29 protein-coding genes and 1 tRNA gene are annotated in these 24630 nt (G+C 62.0%); all 30 read right to left on the bottom strand.

The genetic code is table 11. The features are described from left to right. Window positions 1-12: 12 nt before the first annotated feature. The 30 genes from FXV83_RS16545 to FXV83_RS16400 all read right to left on the bottom strand — a co-directional run bounded on the left by FXV83_RS16545 (window position 13) and on the right by FXV83_RS16400 (window position 24629). Window positions 13-1449, bottom strand: a complete 1437-nt coding sequence (locus FXV83_RS16545) for a phage tail sheath subtilisin-like domain-containing protein (protein WP_148740474.1) — start codon at window positions 1447-1449, stop codon at window positions 13-15. A 66-nt stretch (window positions 1450-1515) separates the two neighbouring features. Then, complete coding sequence (locus FXV83_RS16540) at window positions 1516-1938, bottom strand: hypothetical protein (RefSeq protein WP_148740473.1); 423 nt, start codon at window positions 1936-1938, stop codon at window positions 1516-1518. A 1-nt stretch (window position 1939) separates the two neighbouring features. Continuing rightward, on the bottom strand, window positions 1940-2689 hold the full coding sequence (locus FXV83_RS16535) for an aspartyl/asparaginyl beta-hydroxylase domain-containing protein (protein WP_148740472.1): 750 nt from the start codon (window positions 2687-2689) through the stop codon (window positions 1940-1942). Beyond that, window positions 2689-3426, bottom strand: coding sequence for an aspartyl/asparaginyl beta-hydroxylase domain-containing protein (locus tag FXV83_RS16530; RefSeq protein WP_148740471.1), 738 nt, complete (start codon window positions 3424-3426; stop codon window positions 2689-2691). Before FXV83_RS16530 ends, FXV83_RS16535 begins: the two co-directional genes overlap by 1 nt. After that, a complete protein-coding gene (locus FXV83_RS16525; protein WP_187435951.1) occupies window positions 3410-4669 on the bottom strand; it encodes a radical SAM/SPASM domain-containing protein in 1260 nt (419 codons plus the stop codon). The genes FXV83_RS16530 and FXV83_RS16525 overlap by 17 nt, the downstream gene beginning before the upstream one ends. A gap of 13 nt (window positions 4670-4682) precedes the next feature. Then, window positions 4683-5312 carry a hypothetical protein gene (locus FXV83_RS16520; RefSeq protein ID WP_148740469.1) on the bottom strand — a complete coding sequence of 210 codons (630 nt, stop codon included), beginning with the start codon at window positions 5310-5312 and terminating at the stop codon, window positions 4683-4685. A 2-nt stretch (window positions 5313-5314) separates the two neighbouring features. Next, a complete protein-coding gene (locus FXV83_RS16515) occupies window positions 5315-6046 on the bottom strand; it encodes a hypothetical protein (protein ID WP_148740468.1) in 732 nt (243 codons plus the stop codon). Further along, entirely contained in the window at window positions 6037-6579 is a 543-nt protein-coding gene (locus tag FXV83_RS16510) for a hypothetical protein (protein ID WP_148740467.1), read from the bottom strand. Before FXV83_RS16510 ends, FXV83_RS16515 begins: the two co-directional genes overlap by 10 nt. Beyond that, window positions 6579-6890, bottom strand: a complete 312-nt coding sequence (locus FXV83_RS16505; RefSeq protein WP_148740466.1) for a hypothetical protein — start codon at window positions 6888-6890, stop codon at window positions 6579-6581. Before FXV83_RS16505 ends, FXV83_RS16510 begins: the two co-directional genes overlap by 1 nt. 237 nt (window positions 6891-7127) lie before the next feature. Next, window positions 7128-7361, bottom strand: a complete 234-nt coding sequence (locus tag FXV83_RS16500; protein WP_148740465.1) for a hypothetical protein — start codon at window positions 7359-7361, stop codon at window positions 7128-7130. 3 nt (window positions 7362-7364) lie between these two features. Further along, window positions 7365-9047 carry a tail fiber domain-containing protein gene (locus tag FXV83_RS16495; RefSeq protein ID WP_148740464.1) on the bottom strand — a complete coding sequence of 561 codons (1683 nt, stop codon included), beginning with the start codon at window positions 9045-9047 and terminating at the stop codon, window positions 7365-7367. Beyond that, window positions 9028-9234, bottom strand: a complete 207-nt coding sequence (locus FXV83_RS16490) for a hypothetical protein (protein WP_148740463.1) — start codon at window positions 9232-9234, stop codon at window positions 9028-9030. Before FXV83_RS16490 ends, FXV83_RS16495 begins: the two co-directional genes overlap by 20 nt. Before the next feature lie 21 nt (window positions 9235-9255). After that, the gene (locus FXV83_RS16485; protein ID WP_148740462.1) at window positions 9256-11511 is read right to left on the bottom strand and encodes a hypothetical protein; all 2256 of its coding nucleotides are present in this window, start codon (window positions 11509-11511) and stop codon (window positions 9256-9258) included. A 71-nt stretch (window positions 11512-11582) separates the two neighbouring features. Beyond that, complete coding sequence (locus FXV83_RS16480) at window positions 11583-12812, bottom strand: phage tail protein I (protein WP_148740461.1); 1230 nt, start codon at window positions 12810-12812, stop codon at window positions 11583-11585. 3 nt (window positions 12813-12815) lie between these two features. Then, window positions 12816-13685: a baseplate assembly protein gene (locus FXV83_RS16475; RefSeq protein ID WP_148740460.1), complete on the bottom strand. Its 870-nt coding sequence runs from the start codon at window positions 13683-13685 to the stop codon at window positions 12816-12818. Between the two features lie 18 nt (window positions 13686-13703). After that, complete coding sequence (locus FXV83_RS16470; RefSeq protein ID WP_148740459.1) at window positions 13704-14069, bottom strand: GPW/gp25 family protein; 366 nt, start codon at window positions 14067-14069, stop codon at window positions 13704-13706. After that, entirely contained in the window at window positions 14047-14280 is a 234-nt protein-coding gene (locus FXV83_RS16465; RefSeq protein ID WP_148740458.1) for a hypothetical protein, read from the bottom strand. Before FXV83_RS16465 ends, FXV83_RS16470 begins: the two co-directional genes overlap by 23 nt. Window positions 14281-14294: 14 nt before the next feature. Next, the gene (locus tag FXV83_RS16460; protein ID WP_148740457.1) at window positions 14295-15782 is read right to left on the bottom strand and encodes a hypothetical protein; all 1488 of its coding nucleotides are present in this window, start codon (window positions 15780-15782) and stop codon (window positions 14295-14297) included. Between the two features lie 2 nt (window positions 15783-15784). Then, window positions 15785-16366 (bottom strand): hypothetical protein, encoded by a 582-nt coding sequence (locus tag FXV83_RS16455; protein WP_148740456.1) that lies wholly within the window; start codon window positions 16364-16366, stop codon window positions 15785-15787. After that, the gene (locus FXV83_RS16450; RefSeq protein WP_148740455.1) at window positions 16366-16833 is read right to left on the bottom strand and encodes a phage virion morphogenesis protein; all 468 of its coding nucleotides are present in this window, start codon (window positions 16831-16833) and stop codon (window positions 16366-16368) included. The genes FXV83_RS16455 and FXV83_RS16450 overlap by 1 nt, the downstream gene beginning before the upstream one ends. Continuing rightward, entirely contained in the window at window positions 16833-17261 is a 429-nt protein-coding gene (locus tag FXV83_RS16445; protein WP_148740454.1) for a gp436 family protein, read from the bottom strand. The genes FXV83_RS16450 and FXV83_RS16445 overlap by 1 nt, the downstream gene beginning before the upstream one ends. A gap of 9 nt (window positions 17262-17270) precedes the next feature. Continuing rightward, window positions 17271-17630 (bottom strand): hypothetical protein, encoded by a 360-nt coding sequence (locus FXV83_RS16440; protein ID WP_148740453.1) that lies wholly within the window; start codon window positions 17628-17630, stop codon window positions 17271-17273. 81 nt (window positions 17631-17711) lie between these two features. Next, window positions 17712-18692, bottom strand: coding sequence for a major capsid protein (locus FXV83_RS16435; protein WP_148740452.1), 981 nt, complete (start codon window positions 18690-18692; stop codon window positions 17712-17714). 103 nt (window positions 18693-18795) lie between these two features. After that, complete coding sequence (locus tag FXV83_RS16430; protein WP_148740451.1) at window positions 18796-19686, bottom strand: hypothetical protein; 891 nt, start codon at window positions 19684-19686, stop codon at window positions 18796-18798. A 469-nt stretch (window positions 19687-20155) separates the two neighbouring features. Beyond that, entirely contained in the window at window positions 20156-20440 is a 285-nt protein-coding gene (locus tag FXV83_RS16425; RefSeq protein ID WP_148740450.1) for a hypothetical protein, read from the bottom strand. A 229-nt stretch (window positions 20441-20669) separates the two neighbouring features. Then, window positions 20670-20924: a hypothetical protein gene (locus tag FXV83_RS16420; protein WP_148740449.1), complete on the bottom strand. Its 255-nt coding sequence runs from the start codon at window positions 20922-20924 to the stop codon at window positions 20670-20672. 39 nt (window positions 20925-20963) lie between these two features. Continuing rightward, window positions 20964-22604: a DUF4055 domain-containing protein gene (locus FXV83_RS16415; protein ID WP_148740448.1), complete on the bottom strand. Its 1641-nt coding sequence runs from the start codon at window positions 22602-22604 to the stop codon at window positions 20964-20966. Between the two features lie 20 nt (window positions 22605-22624). After that, the gene (gene terL, locus FXV83_RS16410) at window positions 22625-24082 is read right to left on the bottom strand and encodes a phage terminase large subunit (RefSeq protein WP_210250738.1); all 1458 of its coding nucleotides are present in this window, start codon (window positions 24080-24082) and stop codon (window positions 22625-22627) included. Between the two features lie 77 nt (window positions 24083-24159). Next, a tRNA-Cys gene (locus FXV83_RS16405) sits at window positions 24160-24233 on the bottom strand. Between the two features lie 108 nt (window positions 24234-24341). Continuing rightward, window positions 24342-24629: a hypothetical protein gene (locus FXV83_RS16400; RefSeq protein ID WP_148740447.1), complete on the bottom strand. Its 288-nt coding sequence runs from the start codon at window positions 24627-24629 to the stop codon at window positions 24342-24344. Window position 24630: the final 1 nt, after the last annotated feature.

Raw genomic sequence — 24630 nt, 5'->3', positions numbered from 1 at the left:
AAGAGCCGCGCCTTAGCCGTTGTTGGCGATGGTGCGGGTGAACTCTTCGATGAAGTCGCTGTAGTAGTCCGGGCGACGCTGCGCGCGGAACTGCAGGTGCTCCAGGAGCGCCGGGGGTTCGAGGTCGAAGTCCACCGTCAGCTCACCAGCGGCGAAGGTCGCCGGGGTGTTGACGTGGGGATCGATCCACGACCGGCCGCCGATCAGAGCACCGCGCGCCTTCAGCAGGCGGAGGTACTTGTTGACATCGCCCTGGATGCCGGAGAGCAGCTGAAGGCTGAACGGCTTGTCCATGCGGGAGCGCTCGGCACGCTCCAGCGACTCGTAGATCATGTCCGCGGTGCGGCGGACCGACAGATGCGCCCAGAGCGGGTCGGTGCCGGTGCCACGAACACCCCAGAACCGGAAGCCATCATCGTGGATGATGGTCGTGATCTGCTGGCTGTTGAGCATGTTGGCTTCGCAGTCGCGGTCGTTCGGCATGAAGTCGACCGGACGGGCGGGGCCGCCGATATTCTGGATCACCTCGTTCGAGAACGAGTACCAGAAGCCCTTCTCCTCATCGATCCGCGCCTGGATGCCGGCCGCGTAGGCGGACGCCGGCTTCTGCACGTAGATGGAGTTCTCGGTATCCCAGCTCAGGACACCCGGATCGACGATCGAGATGCGCTGGCTGCCGTAGTCGCCGCGGTACTCGACCGCGTCTTCGTACGAGGTGCCGGGGCCGTCGAGGAACGCCACCGCGCGGAGGCGGTCGACGATCGAGGCGAAGGACACGCCAACCGGGTTGGCGACGTGGCCGAGGGTTGCGGTGACCGTGGCGCCCGTGCCGGCGCCCGTGACGGTGACGGCGGGAATGCTGTCGTAGCCGTAGCCGGGGTCGGTGATGATCGCGCCGGTCAGCTTGCCGCCGACCACCTGCGCGCGGGCCGTGGCCTGGCGTCCGCCGGCCGGGGGCGGCGCGATGGTGATGCCGGTCGTGCCCTGGACGTAGTTCGCGCCCGTGTCACCGATCACCAGGTTGCGCAGACCGTTGGTCGGGCGACCGGAGGTGAGGCCGGGAGCGACGAGCAGCTTCGGAATGACCTGAAGCATCGGACGCGCCTTGAGCAGCGACCAGACGCCGGTCTTGCCGGTCGGCGAACCGACAGCGTTGGACCAGGTCTCTTCCGTGGACGTGCCCTCTGCGACGCGGACCACGACCACCACAGCCGACTTCTGGCTGTAGATGGCGTCCACGGCGTCGAGCAGCGTGCCGTCCGTCTTCAGCGAGCCGGCCTTGAGGGCGTCGGCGAACACAGCGACCGGAGTGTTGAGCGGGAAGAGATCCGGGTCGGCGTTCGGCGCCGTGCCGACCAAGCCGATCACGTTCGACTTGACGGTCTCGACCGGGCCGGAGGGGCTATCGAGTTCGATCGTCTCGATGCCGTGGAGGTATTGAACAGTCACTTGGTTCTCCCAAACAAAAACGCCGCCCGGGAGGGGCGGCTGGAGGGTTGGATTTGTTGTCGATGGTTATGGTCTGAGGATCAGCGGAACATGCTTCCACGTCTCCTGGCCGGGGACGTTGGTGATCCCCTGCTGGACGATGATCGTCCCTGTGACCAAGCGGTAGATGCCATCGCCAGCAACGAGGACGATGTCATACAGGTACGTCCCGGGCGGACACTGATTGGCGTCAGCCTGCTTCAGCCTGAGGCCGAATTTGCCGGCTTGCCGATCGGTGACGACGAGTCGACCGTTGTCGGTTGAGAGCATGACGGCGATGTCGCCCGTGTTCTGTCTCTGGAGCTGCGAGTACAGTTTCCAGGACGTGTCGAGCGGGACGATTTCGTCATCATTCTTGAGCTGCCACTCACGAACCCAGTCTTCGTTGGTGGCAACATTGAAGTCGTCTTCGAGAACGACAGGGGGCTTCGAAGACAGAATGGTTTGCATTTCAGAGCCCTGGCATTAAAGGCCCCTCGCCGTTCGCGATGTAGCGCTCGACCGCCTTGGAGACGATGTCGAAGGTCTTCTTCATCCTGATGTCGAGGCTCAGCATCAGAGCGTATCGCGGTTCGGTCTTGGAGCGGTTGAACACGTTGTGGACGTGGACCGAGTTGAAACCCCAGGCCTCGCCGGCCGGGTAGTTCTTGCGGTGGATCGCCAGCGGCTCGGTCATGAAGTCGATCAATTGATATGAAGGAACTTCGATGACTTCGTAACTGAACTCCGGGTTCGTCCTGACAGGGACGTGGACGATCAGCTCGTGCCAGTTGGGACGAAGGCCGCCGAGGATCTTGCCGTTCTCGACCGAAGTCTCGTTGCCGTGACGGTGCCATGTCAGGCGACCTTCGGGCATCACTCGCATCAAGCGCACGCGCTGGCCCTCGCCGCCAAGCTCGGTGATCACCTGCTTCATGTAAGGGCACTGCTCGGCAACCGACGTCCAGGTAGCGTCGAGCGGAGGCCCGTTGAACTCCTCCGTCAGATCGTCATGGATGGAGCCGTGTGGCGCCACCATCGACAGGCCTTGCCAGTTGTTCGCGATGAGCTGCTTGTATCTGCTCACCGTGCGGTACGGCACGAACAATGCTGAGTCGATTGAGTCCAGCTCCGCTTGAAGCCTCTCCACCTCAAAGCTTCGGCCGAGGTCGAGATGCGGGATGCTGTCCAGTTTCCTGGCCAGCTCTACGAACTTTGACATCAGGACCTCTCGATCAGCGGCCCGTCATAGGCCTCAATGGCTTTCGACACGATGTCGAAGGTCTTCTTCATCCGGATGTCCGCTGTCAGCATGATCGAGTAGCGATCCTGTGTGGCCGAGCGGTTGAAGACGTTGTGGTAGTGGGTGCCGTTGAAGGCCCACGCCTCTCCCTCCGGATAGTTCTGCGAGTGGATCTTCATGCCGGCAGCGAAGAAGTCGCCCAGCTCGTACTCGTGAGCGGCGATGACCTCGTAGCTGTATTCCGGGTTCGATCGCACCGGGACGTGGACGATGACCTCGTACCAGTTGGGCCTGAGCTGGCCCATGATGTTGCCCTGCTCGATCGAAATCTCGGTGCCGTGCCGGTGCCAGGTGAGGCTCCCGCCTGCCCGCATGCACATGAACCGAGCCCGCTGGCCCTCGCCGCCAAGCTCACTGATGACGTGCTTGATGTAGGGGCTGGCCTCTGCGATCGGCGTCCATGCGCAGTCCGTGCGGCCGGCATAAGGCTCCTCGGTGAGGTCGCCGTGAACCGTTCCGCCCGGAGAGATTAGGGACAGGCCGTGCCAGGACTTGGCGATGTGCGCCGTGTTGTGACTCTTGGATCGATACGGCACGAAGAGCGCCGCGTCGATCGCAGCCAGCTCGGCCTGGAGCAGGGGCACGAAGAACTCTGGCCCCAGCTTCAGGTGCGGGATCTTGTCCAGCTGGGCTGCCAGCTTAACGAACTTGGACATGTCGATCCTTTTTCAGGGTCGGCCTGACGATGTCGCCAGAGAACCCAGTCAGCCATCGACCGGTCAGCCCGTAGAGGGCCACGCGGAGAAAGGCTAGGTTGTAATAGAACTCGGCGTTGCAGCTGTGCGTCCAGTTGTCACCGCCCTGGTACATGCAGGCACCCTGGCAAAGCTGCAGCACGGGGCAGCTCTGACATTCGGCGCGTTTGCTCCAGTGGCGCGAGGTGTTGAGCGCGATGCTCTCGAAGTCGTCCACATGCCCGATCTTGTGGTTGCCGTTGGCACCCACGTTCTGGCAGGTCATGACGTTGCCCTTGAGATCGACGGCCAGGTATTCCGGCGTGTCCATCCCGCACTTCTGGAACAAGGTATCAGACGAGCGCTCGTTCACGAGCGAGGTCATCGCCCTGCGGAGCTTGTCTGCCATTGCCGGCGAACGCAACGCGCTTCCGTCGACGAGCTGGCGCGACAGCATGTCGCTGAACTGCTCCAGCTGCTCGATCGTGAAGATCGACGAAGCGTCCGCGGCGTAACTGTGAACCACGCCCTCGAACGCGACATTGCATCCCGGGAAGTAGTCCTGGAACCAGTCGATGATGGCGCTGACGTCGTGGCTTGCCGGCGTCAGGACCGAGTTGAACGAGAAGCGTGGATGCAGCTGCTTGAATGCATACTGGATGAAGGCGAACTTGTGTGGATCCTCGAACGGGTCATCGCCGCGGATGTGCTGGCCCGGACCGTCGTGGCTGATCGAGACCGAGAAGTCCCACGCCTTCAGCTGATCGACGATCTCACGGGTCAGGAGCGATCCGTTGGTGATGATCGAGAAGCGGGCGTTCGGGAACTTCTCCTTCAGCGCGGGCGCGAGAACCTCGATCTTCTTCCAGTAGAGCAGCGGCTCGCCGCCCCACAGCTCGACCTTCTCCATGCCCTCGGGAGCGCCGATCCAGTTGTCGATGTTCGAGAGGAACTCGCTGGCATCGCGCGTCGATGACGCTGCGGCCTTGTGGATCTGCGCCGCCTGAAGGCAGTAGGCGCAGGAATAGTTGCAGCCGAGGCCGAGCTGGATCTTCAGCTTGGTGACCTCGCGGACCTTCTTGCCCGGCTGGTCGTAGTCGACCGCAATGAACTTGCGGCGCTCTGTCGGCGCGGACTCGAGTAGCTGGTGCCCCGTGAAGTCGATGGCTCGCCAGCCGTTTTGGTCCATCAGTCGTGACGTGTGCTGATCATAGAACAGGGGCACGACCTCCCCGTCCCTATCCAGCAAGTCCAGTCGGATCATTCTCTACTTTCAGGTATTCAGACAGCGGCAGCGGATCGGTGTATTTGTAGATCTCCGAGTCCTGAAAAATCGGCATCCACTGCACACGCCGATATTGCTCCGGCGGCAACTCGCCGGCCGGAAGCGACAGGACTTTTTCCTTGCCGTACTGGTTGAGGATGCAGTTCTCATGGGCGGCGAAGCTTGCGGCCTCTTGCCCACTCATCATCAGCGTCCAGAACGTCGTCACGCCTTCTGAGTAGAAGTAGCCGACACCCCAGTTGATCAGGTCGATGGTGACATCCGACCAGCGAGCCCCCTCCGCACGAGGGAGATCGATGGTCGGGTCTTCCACCTTGATGTTGATGGAGATATCGGTGTCGTTAACCCACCGGATGAAGCAAACGAACGCCGCGAGTCGCCCCTCGTCATCGAAGTAGCCGAAGAAGTTGGTCATCGCCGCCTCGAAGAGCGTGTCGATGTACCACTTCGCATGCCAGTTAAAATCCGCTGACGGAGCGGCGGTGCGGTCATTGGCATAGGCGCCTGGACCGCTGGTGTGCTTGTCCAGGATATCGCACATGTCTGGATAGTCCGCAGGCGTCAGAAAGCGGATCGTCGGCATTGTTACCTCTTGATGAGCGAGATGAGCCAGGCGCTCGGATCGATGTGCCACCACCTCTGCCGCAAATCCCAAAGGTGCGGGTTCTCGTGATGGAGCTTGTGCCTACCCTCGCCAGAGACGAACAGCGCGATTGTTTTGTTGTTCGGACCGTCGTCGTCGTGGGACAGGAAGTTGAACATCGCTGCCGAGAACAGGATGATGCCCACCGGAGCCACATATCCAAACAGGAGCACCTTCCAGCCGATGAGGGCCAGGATCACCACCATCAGGGCCGGGAAAGCCCAGAAGTAGCGATGGAAGAAGGCATGGCCCGGACGCTTCAGGAGTCTGGCCATTGCCTTCCGGCTGCTGAGCGGGGCGTTCTCCATGCGATAGCTCTCACGGAAAACGTCCCAGAACGACTCGAAGTGATGGGGATCACCATCGGTGTCCGCGTATTTGTGGTGCCAGCTGTGGGTCACGCAGTATTGCAGCGACGAGCTATAGCAGGACAGCGTCCCCGTCAGGATCAGGAACACTTCCCAGAATGTCGATGTCTCGTATGAGCCATGACAGAATAGCCGGTGGTGACCGGCCGAATTGGTGATAGCCAGGAAGCAGTAGACGCTCCAGGTCAGGAGCAGCCACGGCCACCAAACCACGCCGATCAGCACGAGAATTGCGCCGAGCACAACGGCGGCCAATCCCGTGTACAGGACCGGGAGGTAGTGTTTGGGTTTGAAACTCAGATCCATATCTTTGCACCGATCACACGCTCTGTGGCCATTGCAGTCTGGTCCTTGGATGACTCCACCATGGCAGGACCGGTGAAGGTCTTGCCGCCAATCTCGATCGCGCCCGTCGCGATGTATAGAAACTGGCCGGCGGAAAGCTCGATCGCTTGACCCTCGTCACAGCTCACTGGGCGCCTGTCCCAGTATCGAGCCGTTCGATCGAGCGGAAGAATGCAGTGATATTCGCTGCCGTCTTCGACTGCACGTAGCCGAATGTTGTCCAGACGCTCCGCAAAAGCGCCTCTGTATCCACCCTCACCCGCCTTGATAGGGAATGGTTTGTCCCAGCCGAGATCCATCTCGAACGATCCCTTGGTGAAGACCGTGATGGGGTTTAGCGGCTTGGCATTCTTGTTGATCTCGATGAGATCATCGATCGGGGCTTCAGTGATGCCCCGGTTCAGTTCGCCAGGAGGAATGATCCGCTCCTCACCCGCGTAGCAGGTGAAGAGCGTGACCATAAAACTTCCGAACCGCATACGCTTGCGGCGCATCAGACCTTTTCGATCTCGTGCGCCTGCTCGACCAGATTGTCATCCGGCCGATCGAGGCTGAACGTGAACTCCCCTTCCATGGCGGCGGGTGCCGGAAGAGGTGCCTCGCGTTGCAGATAACCAAGCCACCGTGAGTGGAACATGGTCGACGGGAACTGCATCGCGATCGCGCTGCGCTGCTCCTCCTCGGAGAAGTTCAGCGGAATGAAGACGGACTTGGTGATGGTGCCGAGCGTGCCGTGGATGTATTCCACTCGCGCTGAGCCGTCAGCGCTCCAGTCCTTCACTTTGAAGCTGAATTTCTTTTCCATGTGTCCTCATTTGCCGCAGTTGCAGTTACAGTCGCAGGCGCAAGCCCACTCATTATTGGGTGACGTCCCGTAGAACGCCGAGAATGGGAAGCCTCCAGTCGGGAAAGTTCCCAATCCCGCCGACGTGTAGTATTGCGTCCCGCGATATCCGCTAATGGAGTAGCCTCGGGCGAAAACTGATTGGACCGTCGACATTGCGATGCTGCCTGAGGTAGCAATAGCCATCAGTGACCTCCGTTATTTGCCGCAGGCGCAGTTGCAGTCGCAGGCACAATTCCATTCGTCGTGGCCCGACGTGCCGTAGAACATCGTCATCGGGAAGTTCGAGCCGGGGAATTGGGCGGAGCGCACACCCCAGTTTGGATCGTACCAGTAGTAATACTTGCCGACGTAGCTGCTCATCGCGCCGCCGTAGCCGAAGACAGAGTTGACGGTCGAGAAAGCGACCGCTCCTGATGATGGAACGGCCATTTCTTAGACCCCCAGTTTTGCTTCGAGCTTGGCCAGGCGCGCTTCGAGCGCATCATTCCTGTCCGCCAACTCCTTGACAGCCTCGACCAAGAGGCCGGAGAGCTGCTCGTAGTAGATGTTCAGGAGGTCGAGCCCCGACTTGCTCCTACCGAACTTGTCGGTGTCAAACGGCGCGAGGCCGACCGCTTCAGGCAGAACCTTCTGCAGATCCTGAGCCAGCAGACCTGCCTTGCGGCGGGGCTGATCAGGCGCCTTCAGCTCCTTGGCCAGATCGCTCTGATCCCAGGTGACGCCTCGCAGCTGCCGGATCTTCTCCAGAGCGTTCTCGATCGTCTCGATGTCCTTCTTCAGACGCACATCGGAGACGCCGTAGATGATGTCGCCTGCGGCTCGAACCTGGCTTGCCACTGGCGTGGTGTTTGCGCCGTAGCCTGCGGACTGCATCAGACCAGCCGGGCTGACGCCGAAGCGCCAGGCAGCGCCATCAGACCAACCGCCGATGCGCCACCAGTTGTCGCCGTCGAGACCAGCGTTCACCGCATAAACGCCGCGATGATAGCTGATGAAGGCGGTTCCTTGGTCGGGAGCGTAGACCGAGAGCCCACCCCAGGTGCTCGTCTGATGGACGTAGCTCAGTCCAGACGAATACTGGTAGATGTGCTTTCCCGTCCAGGTCGGCGAAATCGAGACATCGATTGCCGGAGCAGCATCCGAGCGCATGTAGGTGACGGCCGATCCGGCCACGGCAGCAAGGCCCGACTTCGATGTCGGATTGGCGAACGAGATGCCAAGGTTTGCCTTTGCAGCAACCGTATCCGTCAAGTCGCTGAGGTTCATCGACTTCTGGAGCTTTCCAGAAACCGTGGTGGTCAGAGAGTTGAGCGCGTTCTCGTCCGTGACGAACCGCTGCGCAATCTCCTGCAGCGTGTCCAATGTGGACGGAGCTGCCCCGATCAGGTTGGCGATGGCGTTGTCGACGTAGGTCTTCAGCGCGTAGTTCGTCGGATCCCAGGTGCCTGCACCCGAGGCAGCCGCCTGCGCCTGTTCCTTGGCAATGTTTGCAGCCGTAACGTCGAGCCCAGTCTGGACCCGGTCAAGTCCGGTCTGCACGCGATCAGCTGCGGTCGCCGCCTTGGCAACGTTCGACTGGTTGCGGGCCGCATCGATCTGGGCGAAATACGCCATCGCAGCGGCGGTATTACCCGCGCATGCGCCGATCTGCCAATCAGTGTGCGGGCCGGCGTTGCCGGTGATCGCCTTGACCTTCACCATCAAGGTGCCGGTCGCAGCCTCGTAGGAGATCAGCTGGGCGATAGCCCAGTCATCGACCGTCGAGGAGCGCGTCAGCGCCAGGAATGGCGTAGGCGTGAATAGAGACTTCTGCGTTTCACCGTCGATGATGAACGTCGCAGTCATGTCGTTGGTGAGAGTGACTTCGCTGGACGAACCAGCGAAGAGGAAGCCGAGCGTGGACAGCAGCTGGATGCGCTGATACGCCGGCAGTATGGCGTCGTTCAAACGAGAGAGACCGACGTCACGCAGATCGTTGACTGCCTGCTGCCAAGAAGGCGTGAAGGGCTCCAGGGCGCGGAGGCGCTTATCGAGCACCTCCATCGCCGAGTTCAAACGATCAGCCGTGAAGTCTTCATCCTCGCTGAATACAAGCTCAGGAAAGTTGCTTGACATCGGCAACCACCCCCGCGGCTTCCATCGCGTCGTAGACCGTCTTGTCCACGATGTGATGGTCCCTCGGCAGGTAATTGAAGTCTTGCAGCGTGAACCGGGCGTTCAGCTTCACGTCGTAGTAGACGGGAGCCGGCGCGGGTTCGCTCGCGACCACCTCGGGGGTGGCCGCGTTCGTGTTGTCGGTCATGTTGGAGTTGTCCTTTCCGCCTTAGACGGCGTAGTCCTTTTGCCAACCGACGTGGAACACACGCTGGTTGGTCGAGGTGTCGAGACGGGTCAGCTTCCTGAACTGCGTGATCGCTGCGCCGAGGTTGAAGACGTAGGTCTTCTCGTAAGCGCCATCGTCCGGATCGATCCAGGTGGAGACCGAGGACGGAGATACTTGCGTCGTGAAGCCCGCACCGGTCAGAAGCTTGCAGCTTGCCGTGTGGTAGGCCGGATCGAAGTATTCGTAGCGCTCGATGACTCGGATCGAGGTCGAGGCCGCCGGCAGCGTGCGCGTCTTGGAGACGTGCTGCGCATAGACATCCGGGCGGGACACGTAGACCGAGCTGTCAGCCAGGTTGATGCACGGCATGCAGTCGACGGAGCCCATGAAGACGGCTCGCAGCGGGAGCAGCGGCGGGATCGTGCCGCCCTGGCCGAGCATGTACTTGTCCACGTCGAGGAAGTTGTACCAAGTCGAACCGACCTGGATCTCGTACGTGAGCGAGGTGCCGTCCGGGACGACCGTGCCGGTGAGCAGGTCGATCGCGAGAATGCCGCCGGCCAGCTGCAGGGGGTTCAACGTGATGACCGCACGGGCCTGGTTGAACTTGCAGCGGTAGAGCCGCATCCACAGATCCTTGAACGCATCGCCCTGGGCGTAGGCGCCATCGAGCACGTAGAAGAACGTGCCGGACGTGAACTGCTGACCCGGGACCGTGGCGACCCAGTGGTCGGCTGCCGTGGTCACGACGACCGCGTAGCGCTTACCGGCCTGGAGGAAGGTCGGCTGGAACGAGACCTTGGTCTCTCCTTGGAGAACGAGGTTCTCGCGGAGCACCGTGGTCTGAGCGATACACGCCTTGAGGTTCGGCAGACCGTAGTCGGAGACCTCGACGATGGCGAAGTGAGCCGAGCCGGAGGCCGCGAGACGGGTGAACCAGACGCCAACGGCATCGAGCCACATGTTCTGGCCCTGGAGCCAGGTCTCGGCGATCTGGGTGCCGGTCACCGTGGTGGTGGTCGTCACCTTTTCCCAGTACGGCTCATCCCAGCGGTCGATCCAGATCTGACGCAGGCGGATGAAGGCGTGGTACGGCGTGTCCTGCGGGTTCTCGACCTCGTAGGTCGCCCCGTCGCGGAAGAACAGGCCGGCGCCGTTGTACTGTCCGGTCTGCCAGAACAAGCTGTTCGTGCAGACGTAGAACTCGTCGCCGTATCGGATGCGGGTCTTCGACATCATCTTCTGGACCATGTCGAACGACTGGACCGAGTAAGCCGCGACTTGCAGCTCACCGCTGATGTTGCCGGACTGGAGCCAGGCTTCCCGCGTGTAGGCGGGGAACATGATGCCGTTCTTGATCGTCGCGCTCGGATCAAGCGGGTTGAAGATCTGGAGGGCCGCGGCGCCTTCGGCGGCGTGCGGCATACGGATGCCCTCTTCCACCTTCACATGCGATAGCGGGTCATCCAGCTGCGACTTCGTGGTGTCGAGGAAGAAGTTCGCGTCCGAGTCGATCGCGTTGTAGACCACGCCGTTCTTGGACTCGAGCACGGCCAGACGAACCAGCGTGCGGCCCATGGTGGCCTGATCGACGTCGCCTTTCGAGCCGGCAGCCTTGAGGGCCGCGATGTCGGAAGCGAGCGTCTTGATCTGGAGACCGGCGGTCTCCTCGAAGACTTCGAGGTCGTCGATTCGCTGCTCGTGCGCCTGCACGCTCGGCAGCTGGTTGTCGGTGACCATCGTGATCGTGTCGACGCCGGTCGGCGTCAGGACGACGTTGGCGATGACCGTGTAGCCGGCGTCCACCAGCGGCGCGGTCGGGTCCGGAGCCTCGGCACCGAGCACGACGTTGAGGCTCGCGACGCGGGAGTGAACCAGCGGAACGGCCTGCGGCTCAGCCTGGCGCGTCTCAGCGTTGATCAGGAACTGGCGCGGACGGATGTCGGTGTCCGACTCCTGCCCCCAGGTCACGACCGAAGCGATGCGCTTGCCGGCGACCGGCAGCTGCGTGATGAAGTCCTTGCTCCAGGCGTTGTCCGCCGAGGAGTAGACCTTGCCGGCCGAATAGAGACGGCCAGTCGCGACAGAGATCTGCGTCACAGCCGACTTCGTGACGCCGAAGCCGACGTACTTGGTCAGGCTGCTGATGCCGTCGAGGACGACGTGGTCGAGCGAAGCTTCGGCGAAATCCTGCAACCGCGTGAAGTCGGTCGGATCATCATCGATGTTCGCATGGAAGATGATTTTGTTTTCCACTGGTGTTCCCAAAATTCAAAAGCCGCCCGGGTGAGGGGCGGCTTGGGGTTGATCTTGATGGTCCTAGTCGCTCACGCGACCTTCTTGATTTCGCCGAGCCTGAACGTTCCCAGGCGGCGACGATCCTTGAGGCGCACGACTCGGTAGTTGACCGTGTCGACGAGGACCGTGTCTCGCAGAGGCTTGACGGCGACGATTGCTCCGCAGGCATCGTCGAGCTTCGACATGTCGCTGGGGACGCGGAAGCCGTTTCGGAATCTGCCGCCGAAGCCCAGAGCATTTGAGCGAACCGTGGGAACGCTGACCCTTGCCTGAGCCGTGTAGGGCTGGATGCCGTATCGGATGTGTCCGCGGTAGGACTTCACGGCCAGGCCTGCGGGCAGGTCTTCCTTGCTGTGCAGAGACACTCGATCGTAGATCCAGTGGGCTGCGTCCGTCTCGCAGCGGAAGTTTTTCCCGCGGAACGAGGCATTGTAGTCGTGGAAGTGCTGCGCCGAATAGGCGGTGTGCTTTTCCGAGATCTGCGTCGGGCGAACATCCTGAGGCGTAAGCCCCGGCGTCACCGAGATCAGATCGGATGCAGCCTGGTTGAGCCGCACCGTGACGATGTTGTCGGCCGCGTCGGTCGGCTCGTAGAATTTCTGACCGCGAAAGCCATCGCTGTGATAGTCGCGGGTCGACTTGTTGGCGAACGAGACCCGCTCGACGAGCTGGCCGCCAAGCTCGGTCATGGCTTCCAGCTTGATGAAGGTCTCGATACCATCCTTGTAGATGGACGCCTTCCGACCGTAGATCTGAGGCCCGATGCTGGGCTCGCGGAAGTTATCGTTCCGGAAGTACACGTCCTTCATCCGGAACTCGCGGGGGCCCGCGGGGTCTCGAATAACGTACGGATACATCCTGATCTGGGGCAGATGCACCAGCCAGGACATGAACTCGTCGTTCGTCATCGCCGGCATGCGGTAACCACGCGCCGGGGGAACGATCAGATCATTCAGCGCGCAGTCGACCAGGTCAAGGTACGTGGCCATGCCGGCCTTCGTGCCCTTGATCCGGTGATGAGAGATTGCGTCGGCGACGACCTTGCGCTTCTTGGCCTCGGGCCAGCCCGTGTCCCAGAGGTCAACCGAGAACGACCAGGCCAGGTACGGCAGGTCGTCGATATGACATCGGTAGGGATCCCAGAGCCGGCGCAGTCGATCGGTGTCCAGCGAGAGGAGCCGATCGACCTGCGAAGCCAGGGTGCGCTCGTAGAGCGTCGCATTCGGCGCAAGAATGTGGTCCAGCAGGCGAGCTGCCATGGATTACTCCTCGCGGAAGCTTGAGACGTTCACGCTGGCGGAGGTGATCCAGACGACTGCGCCCGTGCCGACGTTGATGTCCTGAAAGTCCGTTTCGACGTTCTGCACGCCCTCTCGCGTGAGGGCGGCGAGGACGGCGGACCGCTTCAGGTCGCGGCCGATCTGAGAGACGCGGGCGCGCAGCGCAGTCAGCGCCTTGTTGATGTCGGCAACGACGAGCGAGGCGTCAGGGCCAGGGTAAAGCGTCAGGTTGGCGGTGATGTCGGCCGAGATCTTGGTGACCGGCAGGACGGAGATGTCGTCGGTCAGCGGCTTGATGCCGTCCGACATGAGTCGGTCGTAGACGGCGTCGACTAGCGGCTGGCCAGGTACCGGATCGGTGCCGTCCGCCATGATGGTGACGGTGACCCGGCCGGTGCCGCGCTCGGCGACCGCGGTGGCGTCCTTGACGCTCGTCGAGGTGCTCAGCGCGTGAAAGATGTAGGAGCCGGGGCTGCCGGCCGTCGTGTAGCTCTCCATCGAGAGCTGGATGCGCCTGCGGAGGCGAGGATCCAACTCGCCGTCCATTCGCTGCACATTGAACCGGGCGCCGATCACGTCGAGGTCAGACCCCGTGGCGAACGGCAGCATGGAGGCGCGAGCCGCGGCGTTGATGCGCTCGCGGACGATCATCTCTCCGTAGGCCTCGGCCTCCAGGATGATGTTCGTGGGCGACTGCTCAAGCTTCAGCGCGGCTTCGAGTGCAGAGTTCTTTGCGAGAACCTGCTGCTGGTAGCCCGTGAGAAGCTTTTCGTAGTCGATTTCCTCGATCACCTGCGGAGGCGGAAGCCTCGCAAAGTCGATGTACAGCGCGGGAGACTCGAAACTCGGCATTTATCCCTCGCCGTGAAATCAGGAGATGGTTTGACGAACCCTCTTCAGTGCGGCGTCGACCAGATCGATGCCCTCGATCGTGATCGTGATGTCGCCGGTCGCGTCGAAGTCGTCGATGGTGACGCGGGTCACCTTGAACTCGGGCTCGTAGGTGTTGATCGCGGCGATAGCAGCCATCATGCCGGTCATGAGGACTTCCTGGTTGCCAGGCTTGTCCTGCATGTCGATGAAGTTCGAGCCCCACCACAGGCGCATCAATCGCGTGCGCAGCCGTGTGGTGAGGATCGTGTAGATGCTCTGCTTAATCCGGGGCCAGCCCTGGACGTACTCGCCGGTCGTCCGATCGATGTCGATCAGATGCTCAGTTGGAGACGTCGTCGCCATCGGCCGGCGCCTCCACCACGGCGACCGCGAGCGGCTTCTGGCCGCGGACGCGCTTCACAGCGGTCTCGACCTTCTGCTCGACCTCGATTGCTGCCTCTTCGACAGCGTGCGCCAGATACTTGGCTTCCGACGCCGCCAGCCGGAGAACTTTTCCGGCAGGCTGCAGGATGCCGTTGCGCCAGAAGTCGCGCACGACGGTGTAGTCTTTCATGTGGGTGTTCCCTTTTAGGCCGTGCCCGTCCCCGGATCAGGTCCGCCGCCAGCGTCCGTGGGCCCGCCCGTATGAGCGGAGCCTTCGTCGCCCTGGAAGGGCAAGCTCGGGGGCGGCGTCGCACCGTGGATGTGCATGTAGCCGATGGATTTCTTGTTGTGGCCGATGTCGCCGCCGGTCTGATGCAGACCGCTGCCGGAGAACTTCCAGAAGGTGCCGGCGATCGTGACGGTCAGGCCGCCATCCTCCAGGTACATCGACGCATCGCCGACTTTGTAGAGGATGCCGTCTTCCTTCATCTCGATGTGGGCGTTGTCGCCCTGCGAGAGATGGACAGCCTCTTCGGTCATGTGGATGCGGGACTTGTCGTCGTCGCCCATCTGGACCGTGAGATCTTCCTCGGTCCACTTCACCATGGCCTTCTTGTCCTTGAACTGGACCTTGACCTGGTTCTCGTCCATCAGGACGTCGCCCTTGGCGTCTTTCTCGCCGTAGCGGATGTGGACCTTCTCTTCGTCCTGCCGGTAGTAGGACTTGTTCTTGCCGACCGTCTTGAGGATGAACTCCTTGGTCGACTTGACCTGGGTGACGCCGTCGTCACCGTCCTCCGGGACTTCCGGAAGCTTGGGCGCTTCAGCCTTCTGGCCTCCGCCCTGACTGGCCGGGACACCTGCTCCGCCGCCCGCTCCGCCGCCGATCATGCCGCCAACGACGCCCATAAGGCCGCCGGCTTTGACCTGCTGCGCGATGTTGGCGATGTTGCCGAGCTGCGCCAGATCGGGGAGACCCGCGAGCTTGGCCATGGCGCCGACGTTGGCGAGCTGCGAGAGGTCGCCGAGACCGAGGCCGCCAAGCCCCGTCATGTTGGTGATGCTCGAAATGTCGAGGTTCGCCAGGTTGCCCAGGCTGCTCATATCGAGGTTGCCGAGGCTGCCGAGCATGCCGGAGAAGTCCATGCCGCTCAGGCCTGCCATCTGGCCGATGCCTGCGAGATCACCGAGCCCGCCGATGTCGCCGAGGCCGCCGATGCTGCCCGACTTCTTCTTGGACTTGATGATGAGGTGGTTCGTGTCCTTGGTCGCGTGCTGCCAGTGCTGCTGATCCTCTTTCTCGTGGATCAGGCCGACAGTCTCATCCTGCTTGCCGTGCGGCGAAGGCGCCTGCGGGCCGTAGTGATGAGGCTCAATCGTGGAAAGCTCGGGGATGCCGCCGGCCGATCGCAGCAGCGCCTGTTGCCCAACCTTCGGCGGGATCGAGAACTTGATGGTGCCGTGAGAGTGAGCCAGCCAGGGTTGCCAGTCGCTCTTGAAGGTGCCCTCGCCGTCCATCGGATTGGCGCTTGACTGCGATCCGCTGGGCGTCTGGTCCTCGCCGTCGTTCATCTTGACGTACCAGCGGTCTTTTTCGAACTTGACCGCCGTGATCTTGCCGAGGCGCTCCTTGTTCTCGAACTTGCGTTCGATGTCCTGCAAGCGCCGCTCGATGGCGAGAAGGGCCTTCATCGTTACCTCTCGACGTCGAAGTCCGTCGTCTCGTCGGACACCACGCCGGCCGCGGTATGCACATGACCGCGGGTGTGGGCCGTCAGAGGCAGCTGGGTGATCCGGGAGCCATCCGGCCGGTAGAAGTATTCACGCTCGGCGATGCGGTTGTGGCCGATCGTCAGGTCGCTTTCCCATTCCACCACGCCGACCGACACGCCTTCGCGCCGGAGCACCGGCTGACTGATCCGCCGGAACTTCACGTTGGTTGCTGGCGCCGCGTTCGGGTCGCCGAATTGGTTCAGGTTCGCCATGATGGCGATGCTCTCGACGTACTCCCAGGCACGGGCGTCGCCATCGAGGGCGGCGTACCGGTTCTCGTCGATGATGACGATCAGGCAGCGGAGGCGCGCGTTCAGCTCGCCGGTCGCTTCATGGTCGCCGGTCGAGTTCATGACCGCGACGCGGGCGCACGGAGTCTTCAGCGTCCACTCAGCGATGTCATGCTCGTCGAAAAGGCCGTCGTACCACTCGACATCCATGTCGGGGTACATCGCCTTGACCGTGTCGATAATCCGCTGGCGGAAGTCGACGATCTTGCTCATCAGTCGCCTCCATGCGCCAGATAGTCACGGATCATCAGGGCGATCCGTCGTTTGTTTTCTTCCGAGAAGCCCATGAACGGACGGGCGGGGACCTTCTTGTTCTTGATCATTCCGCGCGTCCGCTTGATGCCTTCCTGCATGAAGGAGGCGTGCGGCGCGTTGGAGATCAGCTCGAAGCCGTCATTGCTGACGTCGCCGATCTGGATGCTGTTGGCCAGCTCGCCGGTCTCGAACAGGATGGTGTCGTGACCCTTCAGGTTGACGGTCACGTCGCGCAGCGCTTCCCAACGCTCGCCGTCTGGCGAGGTCTTGCTGCGCAGCAGGCGGTTCTCGGTGGACCGCTTCATGTATTCCGCGGCCTGGGCGTACACGGTGTGCATTTCGAGCACGTCGTGCAGCAGGTCGCCGATGCGCCGGGTGAGGCGGCGGAAATCATGATCGTCGACGTCGAGCTTAAGGCCGGCCATTAGGCCCTCCCGCAGTCGAACGAGCCTCCTGAGCGCCGGACGTTCGGGTTGGTCGTTGTGCTCGTGCCGTCGCCGTTGTCGACCGTCTCAGGCGGAAGCCCGAGGCCGACCTTGCCGGTGGAAATCTTCTCCAGCAGCGCTAGCGCGTCCTCATAACGCACACGCATTTCGTCCGTGCGGCCGGTGCGGCCGAGCGCCATCTTGTAGACGGCGATGTCGATCGCGCAGTTCTTCACCACGCCGGGCGTGGGGACTACTGGGATCGTGTACTGCGCCGACAGGTAGGCGTCGCAAATCTCGTCGGCTGCCTGGAGCCCCTTGGCGATGACCTCGGGGTCCGGCGTGCCGTCCTTGTTGTAATCGGCTACGCGGACCAGGAGATCGGTGCCGTAAAGCTCGTCGATATCTTCCTTGCTGGCGTAGCCCATCACAAATCCTTACTTCTTCGCCGACTTCTTGCCGGCCTTCTTCTTCGGGGCGGCGGTCTTGTCGGCGCCGGCATCAGCCTCGCCTTCAGCCTCACCCTCGCCTTCACCTTCGTCGCCGGCCTCGTCGCCAGCTTCGTCGGTCGCATCGCCTTCAGACTGTTCGGTCTGCTCGACCTGCGTCTCCGGCTGCTCGTCGGGCGCTTCAGCCTCGACATTCACTTCCGGCTCGACCGGCGCTTCCGGCTTTTCGTCGTTGCCGTGCAGGTTGGCGAAGCGAATGGCGCGGACCTCGTCCGAGACCAGACGTCGATCGCGGCGCTTGTAGTTCGCAGCCGCCTCACGGGCTCGAAAGCCCTTAGCTCCAATCATGATTGTCTCCAGAGTCACAAAGAACCCTCCCCGGTTGCCCGAGGAGGGATCTCGTGTTTCAGATCTAACCGTCAGAGACGATTAGGCCGCCAGCTTGTGCTTGAAGGCGACGATGCGGACGATCTTGGGATCGTACACGCGCTTCCAGTTGGCGACGTCGGCCAGCTCGGAGTTCGCGGGGGTGACGCCGGCCTGGTTGGTGCCGAGCCACTTGATGCCGCGGGGATGCATGACCCACTGGCGGCGGTTCACGATGTACTCCTGGCCCATGCCCTTCAGAGCCTGGCGCTCGACCTCGACCGGGGTCTTCGGCGACTTCTCGCCGTAGCCGATCGCGCCGGGGCCAAAGATGTAGGTGGTGAACACGCGGTTCGCGCCCGCGCCGGTCACCGGCATGCTGTCGTCGACGATCACGGTCTTGCCGAGATAGGTCGGGATCGTCAGCTTGCCCTGGCTGTCGGGCACGAAGTCGATGAGGTCCGCCTTGACCATCGCCTTCAGCGTCAGCGAGTGGACGGCGACGGCGTTCAGGCCGCCCTGTTCGTCGCCGAGCAAGAACGCGGCGTCGATGAACGAGTCGGCGTCGAAGTTCTCGGCGCCACCGGTCAGGGCGGAGATGTCGTTGACGTTGGCAGCCATGTCGGCCGAGCCCATCGCACCCGCGAGGGTGGCGAGCAGCGCGGTCTGCATGCGCTTGTTCCACCAGTCAGCGAAACGGTTCGCGATGGCGTCGATCGGGTCGGCGCCGGACAGGTCGGCCGCCAGATCGGTCGCGCCGAACGCCTTACCGCGCAGGAGCTTCACGGCCACGTCCTGGCCGGTCGTCATCTTGCTGACGGTCAGGTCGGTCGAGTCGTCGAGCACCTGCTCGGCGTCGGACGCATCGAGGTCGTTGAAGAACGGCATGTTGACCGTCTTGCCTTCGATCTCGCTGTCGATCACCGAGGTCAGGTCGGTGATGATGCCCGACTGGAACAGTTCGGACTTCTGCGTCGAAAGAACCTGGACGTACTTGTTGAACTTGGTCGGGACGATCATGTCCGCGAGAGCAGTTGCAGTCATTTCTCACTCTTGAGGTTGTTGACTGGCCGCCGCTGGTTTGCATTCAAGCAAACGCCCGGACACACGGGTGCCGGGCGCATGCATGTTGGAAGGCGTGAGGACCTTAGTCGGTCACGCCGGCCGCTGCTTTCAGCTGCTTGGCCAATTCGGGTTTGGTGTTTTCCAGCACCATCTGCTGGGTGATGTTGCGCGTCTCCGCGGCCCAGGGGTTCACAACCCCACCGGCCGGCGCAGCGCCGCCCTGATTGCCGGGGTTGGTCCCCAGACCGCGCTTCTCGTCGGGCTTGAAGAGCGACGCGGATTTTTCGCGGATCTCGTTGACGAGATCAGCGACCGTAAACGGCGTGCCGTTCACGTCCTTGATGCGGGGGTTGCCGTTCGTGTCGATCACTTCGGTGACGACCTCGCCGTCCTTCAAGGACGTGCGGACGAACTTGCCCACCAGGAGTTCGACGGCATCCCGCGCGTCGTCCAGGGGGTTGGCTTTGGCGACTTCCGATTGGATCAGGCTCTCGCCCTTGATCTTCTTCAGCTGCCCCACCAGGCTGGCATTCGTGTCTTCCAGGCCCTTGACCTTCGTGGACCACTCGGTCTCCTTCAGATTGTACTGAGCGGAGAGCTGGCCCTTGATGGTGTCGAGCTTGGTGTTCGCGATCTGCTCGGCCTGCTTCTCGGGATCGAGTGCAGTCAGTCGAGCCGCCGTTTCCACCGCCTGCTTGGCGGCTTCCGGCGTGATGTCTCCGAAGGCAGCGATGCGCTCGATCGCGGTCTTGGCCGCGGCGACATCGAGTCCTTCGTAGGGTTTCAGCTGCGCCTGGAGCACGGAAACGTTGTTGCGTTCCGCACCGAGCGCCGTCTTCAGGCCCTGGGTGTTGTCGAGTTGGAAGCCTTCGACCGGCGTCACGTTCAGGAAGAACTTCCCGTCCTTCGCGACGTAGTAGCCTCGGAGGCCCTCATCGAGTTCGTTGAGATCAGTTACGACTGCTTTAAGCATATCCATCCCGGAAATGCGGGGCGTCCCGCCCCTCGTGATAAAAGGCCCGTCAAGCATCCCGCCTGAGGGCCGGTGATATCCCCGAGGACCGGGGAATCTCTGGAAGCCAGCAGATGCCGTTCCGAGGCCGTCCCGGCGCTCGGTGGTGCGTTGCTGGCGAAACTTTTGAGTGTGGGCTGGCCTTGGCAGCGAACTGCTGTACCGACCTCTCAGGAGGTCCAAGCCGGCTTACCGGCACCCATGTCTAGTTCGGCGGCGGCGCGGGCGTGCGGCGCGCTCTTGGATATCCCTGCTCGTCTTGTGCGGGATGCGAGCTGAGACCGCCGAAATCGCGCTCTACTGGAAGAACCCAGGAGCGCGAACCCGTGGCGCGAGAAAAAATCCCGCCAGAGAGGTCCCTGGCGGGTGAGGAAGTTGGAGTGAGTGAGACAGAAAAAAACCCGGTCACGAGGACCGGGTGGAAACTGGATCAGGCTGCCAGCGGCAGCTCCTTGACGGGCGCGAAGTCCCGCTCGAACTTCTCAGGCTTCTCGAAGCCGATCGAATTGTCTGCAAAGAGGATCACGACGTCGCCAGGGAGGCTCTGCTGAACGCCGAACGGCGTGTTCACGGTCAGGCCGCCAAGGCGGTTGATCTCAAGTTCGCCCGTTTGCAGCCGCGAAACCAGCCAATTCGGCGGGGTTTCCTCCGCAACCTGCCCCCACAGCGGAATTTTGAAGGCGGAAACGAGGCTGTTGCGGTGGAAGAGCTGCACGGTCACTCCATTTGCATTTGAGCAAATGTATAAGCACAGTCCCCCCATGTTTGTCAAGAGGGGGGTCTGAAAATGCAAATGGAGGGCAAGCCCGCCCCATCAGGGGCGGGTGAAGAACCAATACGTGAAGGCGACGAGGAGCAGGATGGCAAAAGCCGGCGCCATCGATTTGAAAACGTAGATCCTGGCCGCCAGCTTCACCCACGGGTCTGTCTGGATCGGAGGAGGACTATTTGACCACTGAGATCCGTTTGGATTTTGCTGCTGATTTGACGCCATTTTTCACTGGTTTCCGTGTCTTTGCATCGAACTTGGGTTCGTAGCAGATCGGGCAGCAGTAATACTCCGGCCCCACCAGCTTGCCGAACACCACGACCGACTTGGGGATCATCCGCACGAGTTCGCGCACGACGGTCCCCTGCCGCAACGTGCAGGGTTCACATCGATATTCGGATGCTTCGAGCTTCAGGGTCAAGTCAGCCATGGGGCGCGGTAATTAGCATTGCCGTTTGCAGCGAGTCAATCAGATTTGCTTTGTCGGGCGCGTCTGACCTTTCGGGAAATCGAATGTCTTCGGCGCGGGGTTGGTTCCGGTGCCGGTTCCATTTCCGTTTGCAGAGGCATTCGGGTCGGAGCTGCTGCTGCCGCCACCGCCTGCCGGCTCCTTCGTCGGATCGGCCTGGGTCCAGCGGCCGGGCAGCATGCCGTCAGCGGCCTGCATGTTCAGCTCGTCGATCTTGGCCCAGAAGGCCAGCTCGTCATCCAAGCTGAAATCGTCTCCGAGCAAGTTCCTGTTCACCACTTCGGTCAACAGGGCTTTGCGCGACAGGCCGCGCTCTTCCCACATCTTCACGAGCTGGGCGACTTCGAGCAGCCGGTCCTTGGTGTTCGAGAACTCGGTGTTGAGGATCGCCTTGGCCTGGGTCAGGTCCTTATTGGTCCACTGCCCCATGAACTGGATGCACCGCTCAATGGCGTCCTGACAGTTGATTGCCATGTCGTGGACGACGGAGTGAACGCGAGTCTCCTGGATGTCGCGCTCGTTCTGCGGAACGTACTGACGGTGCGTGCCCGTGACCGGGTTGAGCGCCATCATGTCCATCTGCATCTCGAGTCGGTCGAGATCCTTGGCGCCGCTCTCGATCGCCGTGCCGCGGGGCTCGACGTAATACCAGCGGCCATTGGCCTCGGGCGCGTAGAGCACCTTGTACGGACCGATGGCGAACTGAGCCTCGTCTTCCGGGTCGATCTGGACGCCGGAACACGCCAGCATCGGGAAGCGGGCAGCCGAGAGGATGGAGCGCTGATCCGAGCTGGAGATCCAGTGCTCGATCTGCTTATAGGCAAGGTCCTGGAAGACGGATTTGACCTGGTAGTCGGCTTCCTTTTCGCCGGCATAGAGCGTGACGAACGGGACCTCTGGCATGTTCTGCAACGGCTCTTCGCTGATGAAGGTCCAGCTGCCGCCGCCCGACGTTGCAAGTTGCTCCCAGAGCTGCACGATACCGGTCCCCTTCGTGGGGTCGATCTCGATTACTCGCAGCTGGTTGTAGCTCTTCTCCTTGAACCCGTCGCGATCAGCGCGGAAGCCGCGGATGCGGACATGCCACGTCTTGACGTCACCACCGACATAAGCGTCGTAGGCGGCAGCGACGTCATCAACCTTGTACAGCTTGAAGAACGGACGAGCGCCCGACGCCTTCTGCGCCGCCAGGTTTGGCATGTTGAACGTCGACGGATGGTCGATCAGAACGTGAGCCATGCCGTCGAGCATGGCGTTGTTGAAGAGCTGGTGAGCGAAGACGTGCAGGTGATTGCCCTGCAAGTCGATGTCCTGGACCCACAGCGGCAGGTCCTGGTCATTGCTCGGATCCAGAACCTTGAGCATGGTGCGGAAGGGCTTCGCCGAAGCGGCGTCGACCGCTTCACGCAGCTTGTTCAGCGCAAACGTGGACTTCAGTCGCGCTTGGTAGCGAGCGTCCGATTCCTTCTCATACTGCGGAAGAAATTCTTGGGCCTTGGCGCGCATCGTCTCCGTGCCGCCGTAAACGGCGCGGAGCAATGAGGTCCTGGTCTGCATGGTCGTGAAAGCGGCAGACGTCTGACCTGGGTTGCCACTCTGGGGTGAAGGGACGTAGACGAATTGGTTGCTGTTATCAGCCATTTGGCGGGGGTGTCCTGACGTTACCAGTCAAGGACCGCGGCCTTCTTGGGACCGAGCAGAGCGTTGAATGCGTCAGCAGCTGCGTCGACTTGGTCGTCGTAGGTGCCGAGTGGGAACGTCTCCAGCTCATCGGTGAAGACGTTGTTCCAGGAGCCCGGAACCATCTTCACCATGCCGTTCTCAGCCTGCGCCGCGAATGCGGCAGCGCGGACTTCTTTCGATCCGGTGGGGCGTGCAGTCTTAACGATGTAGCCGGCGAGCCGGCGGATGAAGCCCTGGACCTGGCTCTTGCCGGCCTGGCCTGGGTCTTGCGGGATGAAGATCTGCGTCGAGCGACCGTCGTTCTTGGCCGTCTCGAAGATTTTCTTTTCGACTTCGAGAGGCGAGCCGCGGAAGCGGATGACGTGCTCGATGTAGAAGATGCCTTGAGCGTCGCGCGACATCAGGACGCCGACCGTGTAGTCGCCGTCAGCTGTTGCCGCCAAATCCCAGGCACGAACCTTGACGCGGCGAGCGGGAAGCTCAGCGACCGGACATGGCGCGAACCAGTCGGACCTGAACATGCCGCCGTCGTCGGTCATCGGCTGCTGCTGATAGAGCGCTGCGAACGAGCGCTCGCCGAGAACGTCGAGACGATCCTGGAGCGCGTTGTAGGAGAAGCGCTGCGGAGCCAGCGGCTCGTTCGGCTTGCGCCGGAGCGGATCGCCCGGGCATGTGCCGTCGTCGTTGAGGATCAGCTCACCCGACTCGGTCTTCTTCGTGTAGGGCAGCGCCGGTAGATACAGGATCTCCCAGGGCAAGCCCTTGCCGTCGTTCATCAGTTCGATGAGCCGGCCGGCGATGTCGTCGTAGTGCCACCGCGTCAGCGTGAGGACGATTGCGGCATCCTCCTCGAGACGGGTGTAAACGACGTCGCGATACCAATCCCACTGGTCGTCGCGGAAGCCGGCTGATTTGACTTCCTTGCGGTCCTTGATGGGGTCGTCGATCAGAAAGAGATGGGCGCCCTTACCTGTCGTGCCTGTGCCGACGCCGACCGCGAAGTATTGCCCGCCCTGCTCTAGCGCCCATTCGTCGGCCGCTCGGTTGTCGGACTTGATTCCGACATTCGGAAACAGGGTCTGAAATTCTTTGCCCTTGACGATGTCGCGGACGTTGCGTCCGAACGTGGTCGCGAAGTCGCCGTTGTACGACGCCGAGATCACGTTCTTCTCGGGGTTCCTGGCCATGAAGAAGGCCGGGAAGCGCCTGGTCGACAGCTCGGACTTGCCGTGCCGCGGCGGCGCGAACAGCATCAGTCGCTTGATCTCCCCGCGCTCGACTGCTTCCAGCTTCTCTGCGACGAGACGATGAAACGGATCGGCCTTGTATTTGGGGAGCGTGTATTGGGTGAAGTCGATGAGGTGCTCGCGGCCCCTCCTACGACGCAGGATCTCGGCCGCCGCCTCCTCGGGGGAGACGTCGATAAGTTCGTTCACGGTGCTTTCCGGAGTTTAGACTCCGGTCGAGGCGCGAGGCGCTGATGCCCCCGAAGCGGCAACTCGACCAGAGTGAATGGAGACGCGGGCTGGAGTCGAACCAGCCTCCGCAGGGTTGCAATCTGCTGCCTGGCCGCTCGGCCACCGCGTCGAAAAAGGAGGACCCCACGCCCGCTGGCCAAGCGGATCGTCCTGTAAGCTCAGAACTTAGTGTTGCGGTCGCTTGCGCGATCCCGTCAGGGGTCTTGTTCTCGGCCTGTCAGAAAATCATCCGCGTTCGCTTCAGATGATCGAAGATCACCTGTGGCGCGGTCACGTCTCCTGACACGATGAGGTCGATCACTTCGTTCGCCCAGATCCCTTCGACCAGGCGTTGATCAAGCTCTTTGGCTTCGTCCTCTGTCTGATTGCGCCCGTACGTGGCGTACGGCTTGACCCGCTTGATGACGAAGTTGACATTGTCGTAGGTGGAGAAGAGGACGGTCGCCGCCTCGGCCACTGGCATGCAATCCCGCGGGTCCGAGACGTAGGCCATGCTGGTCAGCAAT

Source organism: Bradyrhizobium hipponense (assembly GCF_008123965.1).
GTDB lineage: Bacteria > Pseudomonadota > Alphaproteobacteria > Rhizobiales > Xanthobacteraceae > Bradyrhizobium > Bradyrhizobium hipponense.
The sequence above is the reverse complement of the archived record's forward strand: the minus strand, read 5'-3'. Positions and strand labels throughout refer to the sequence as shown.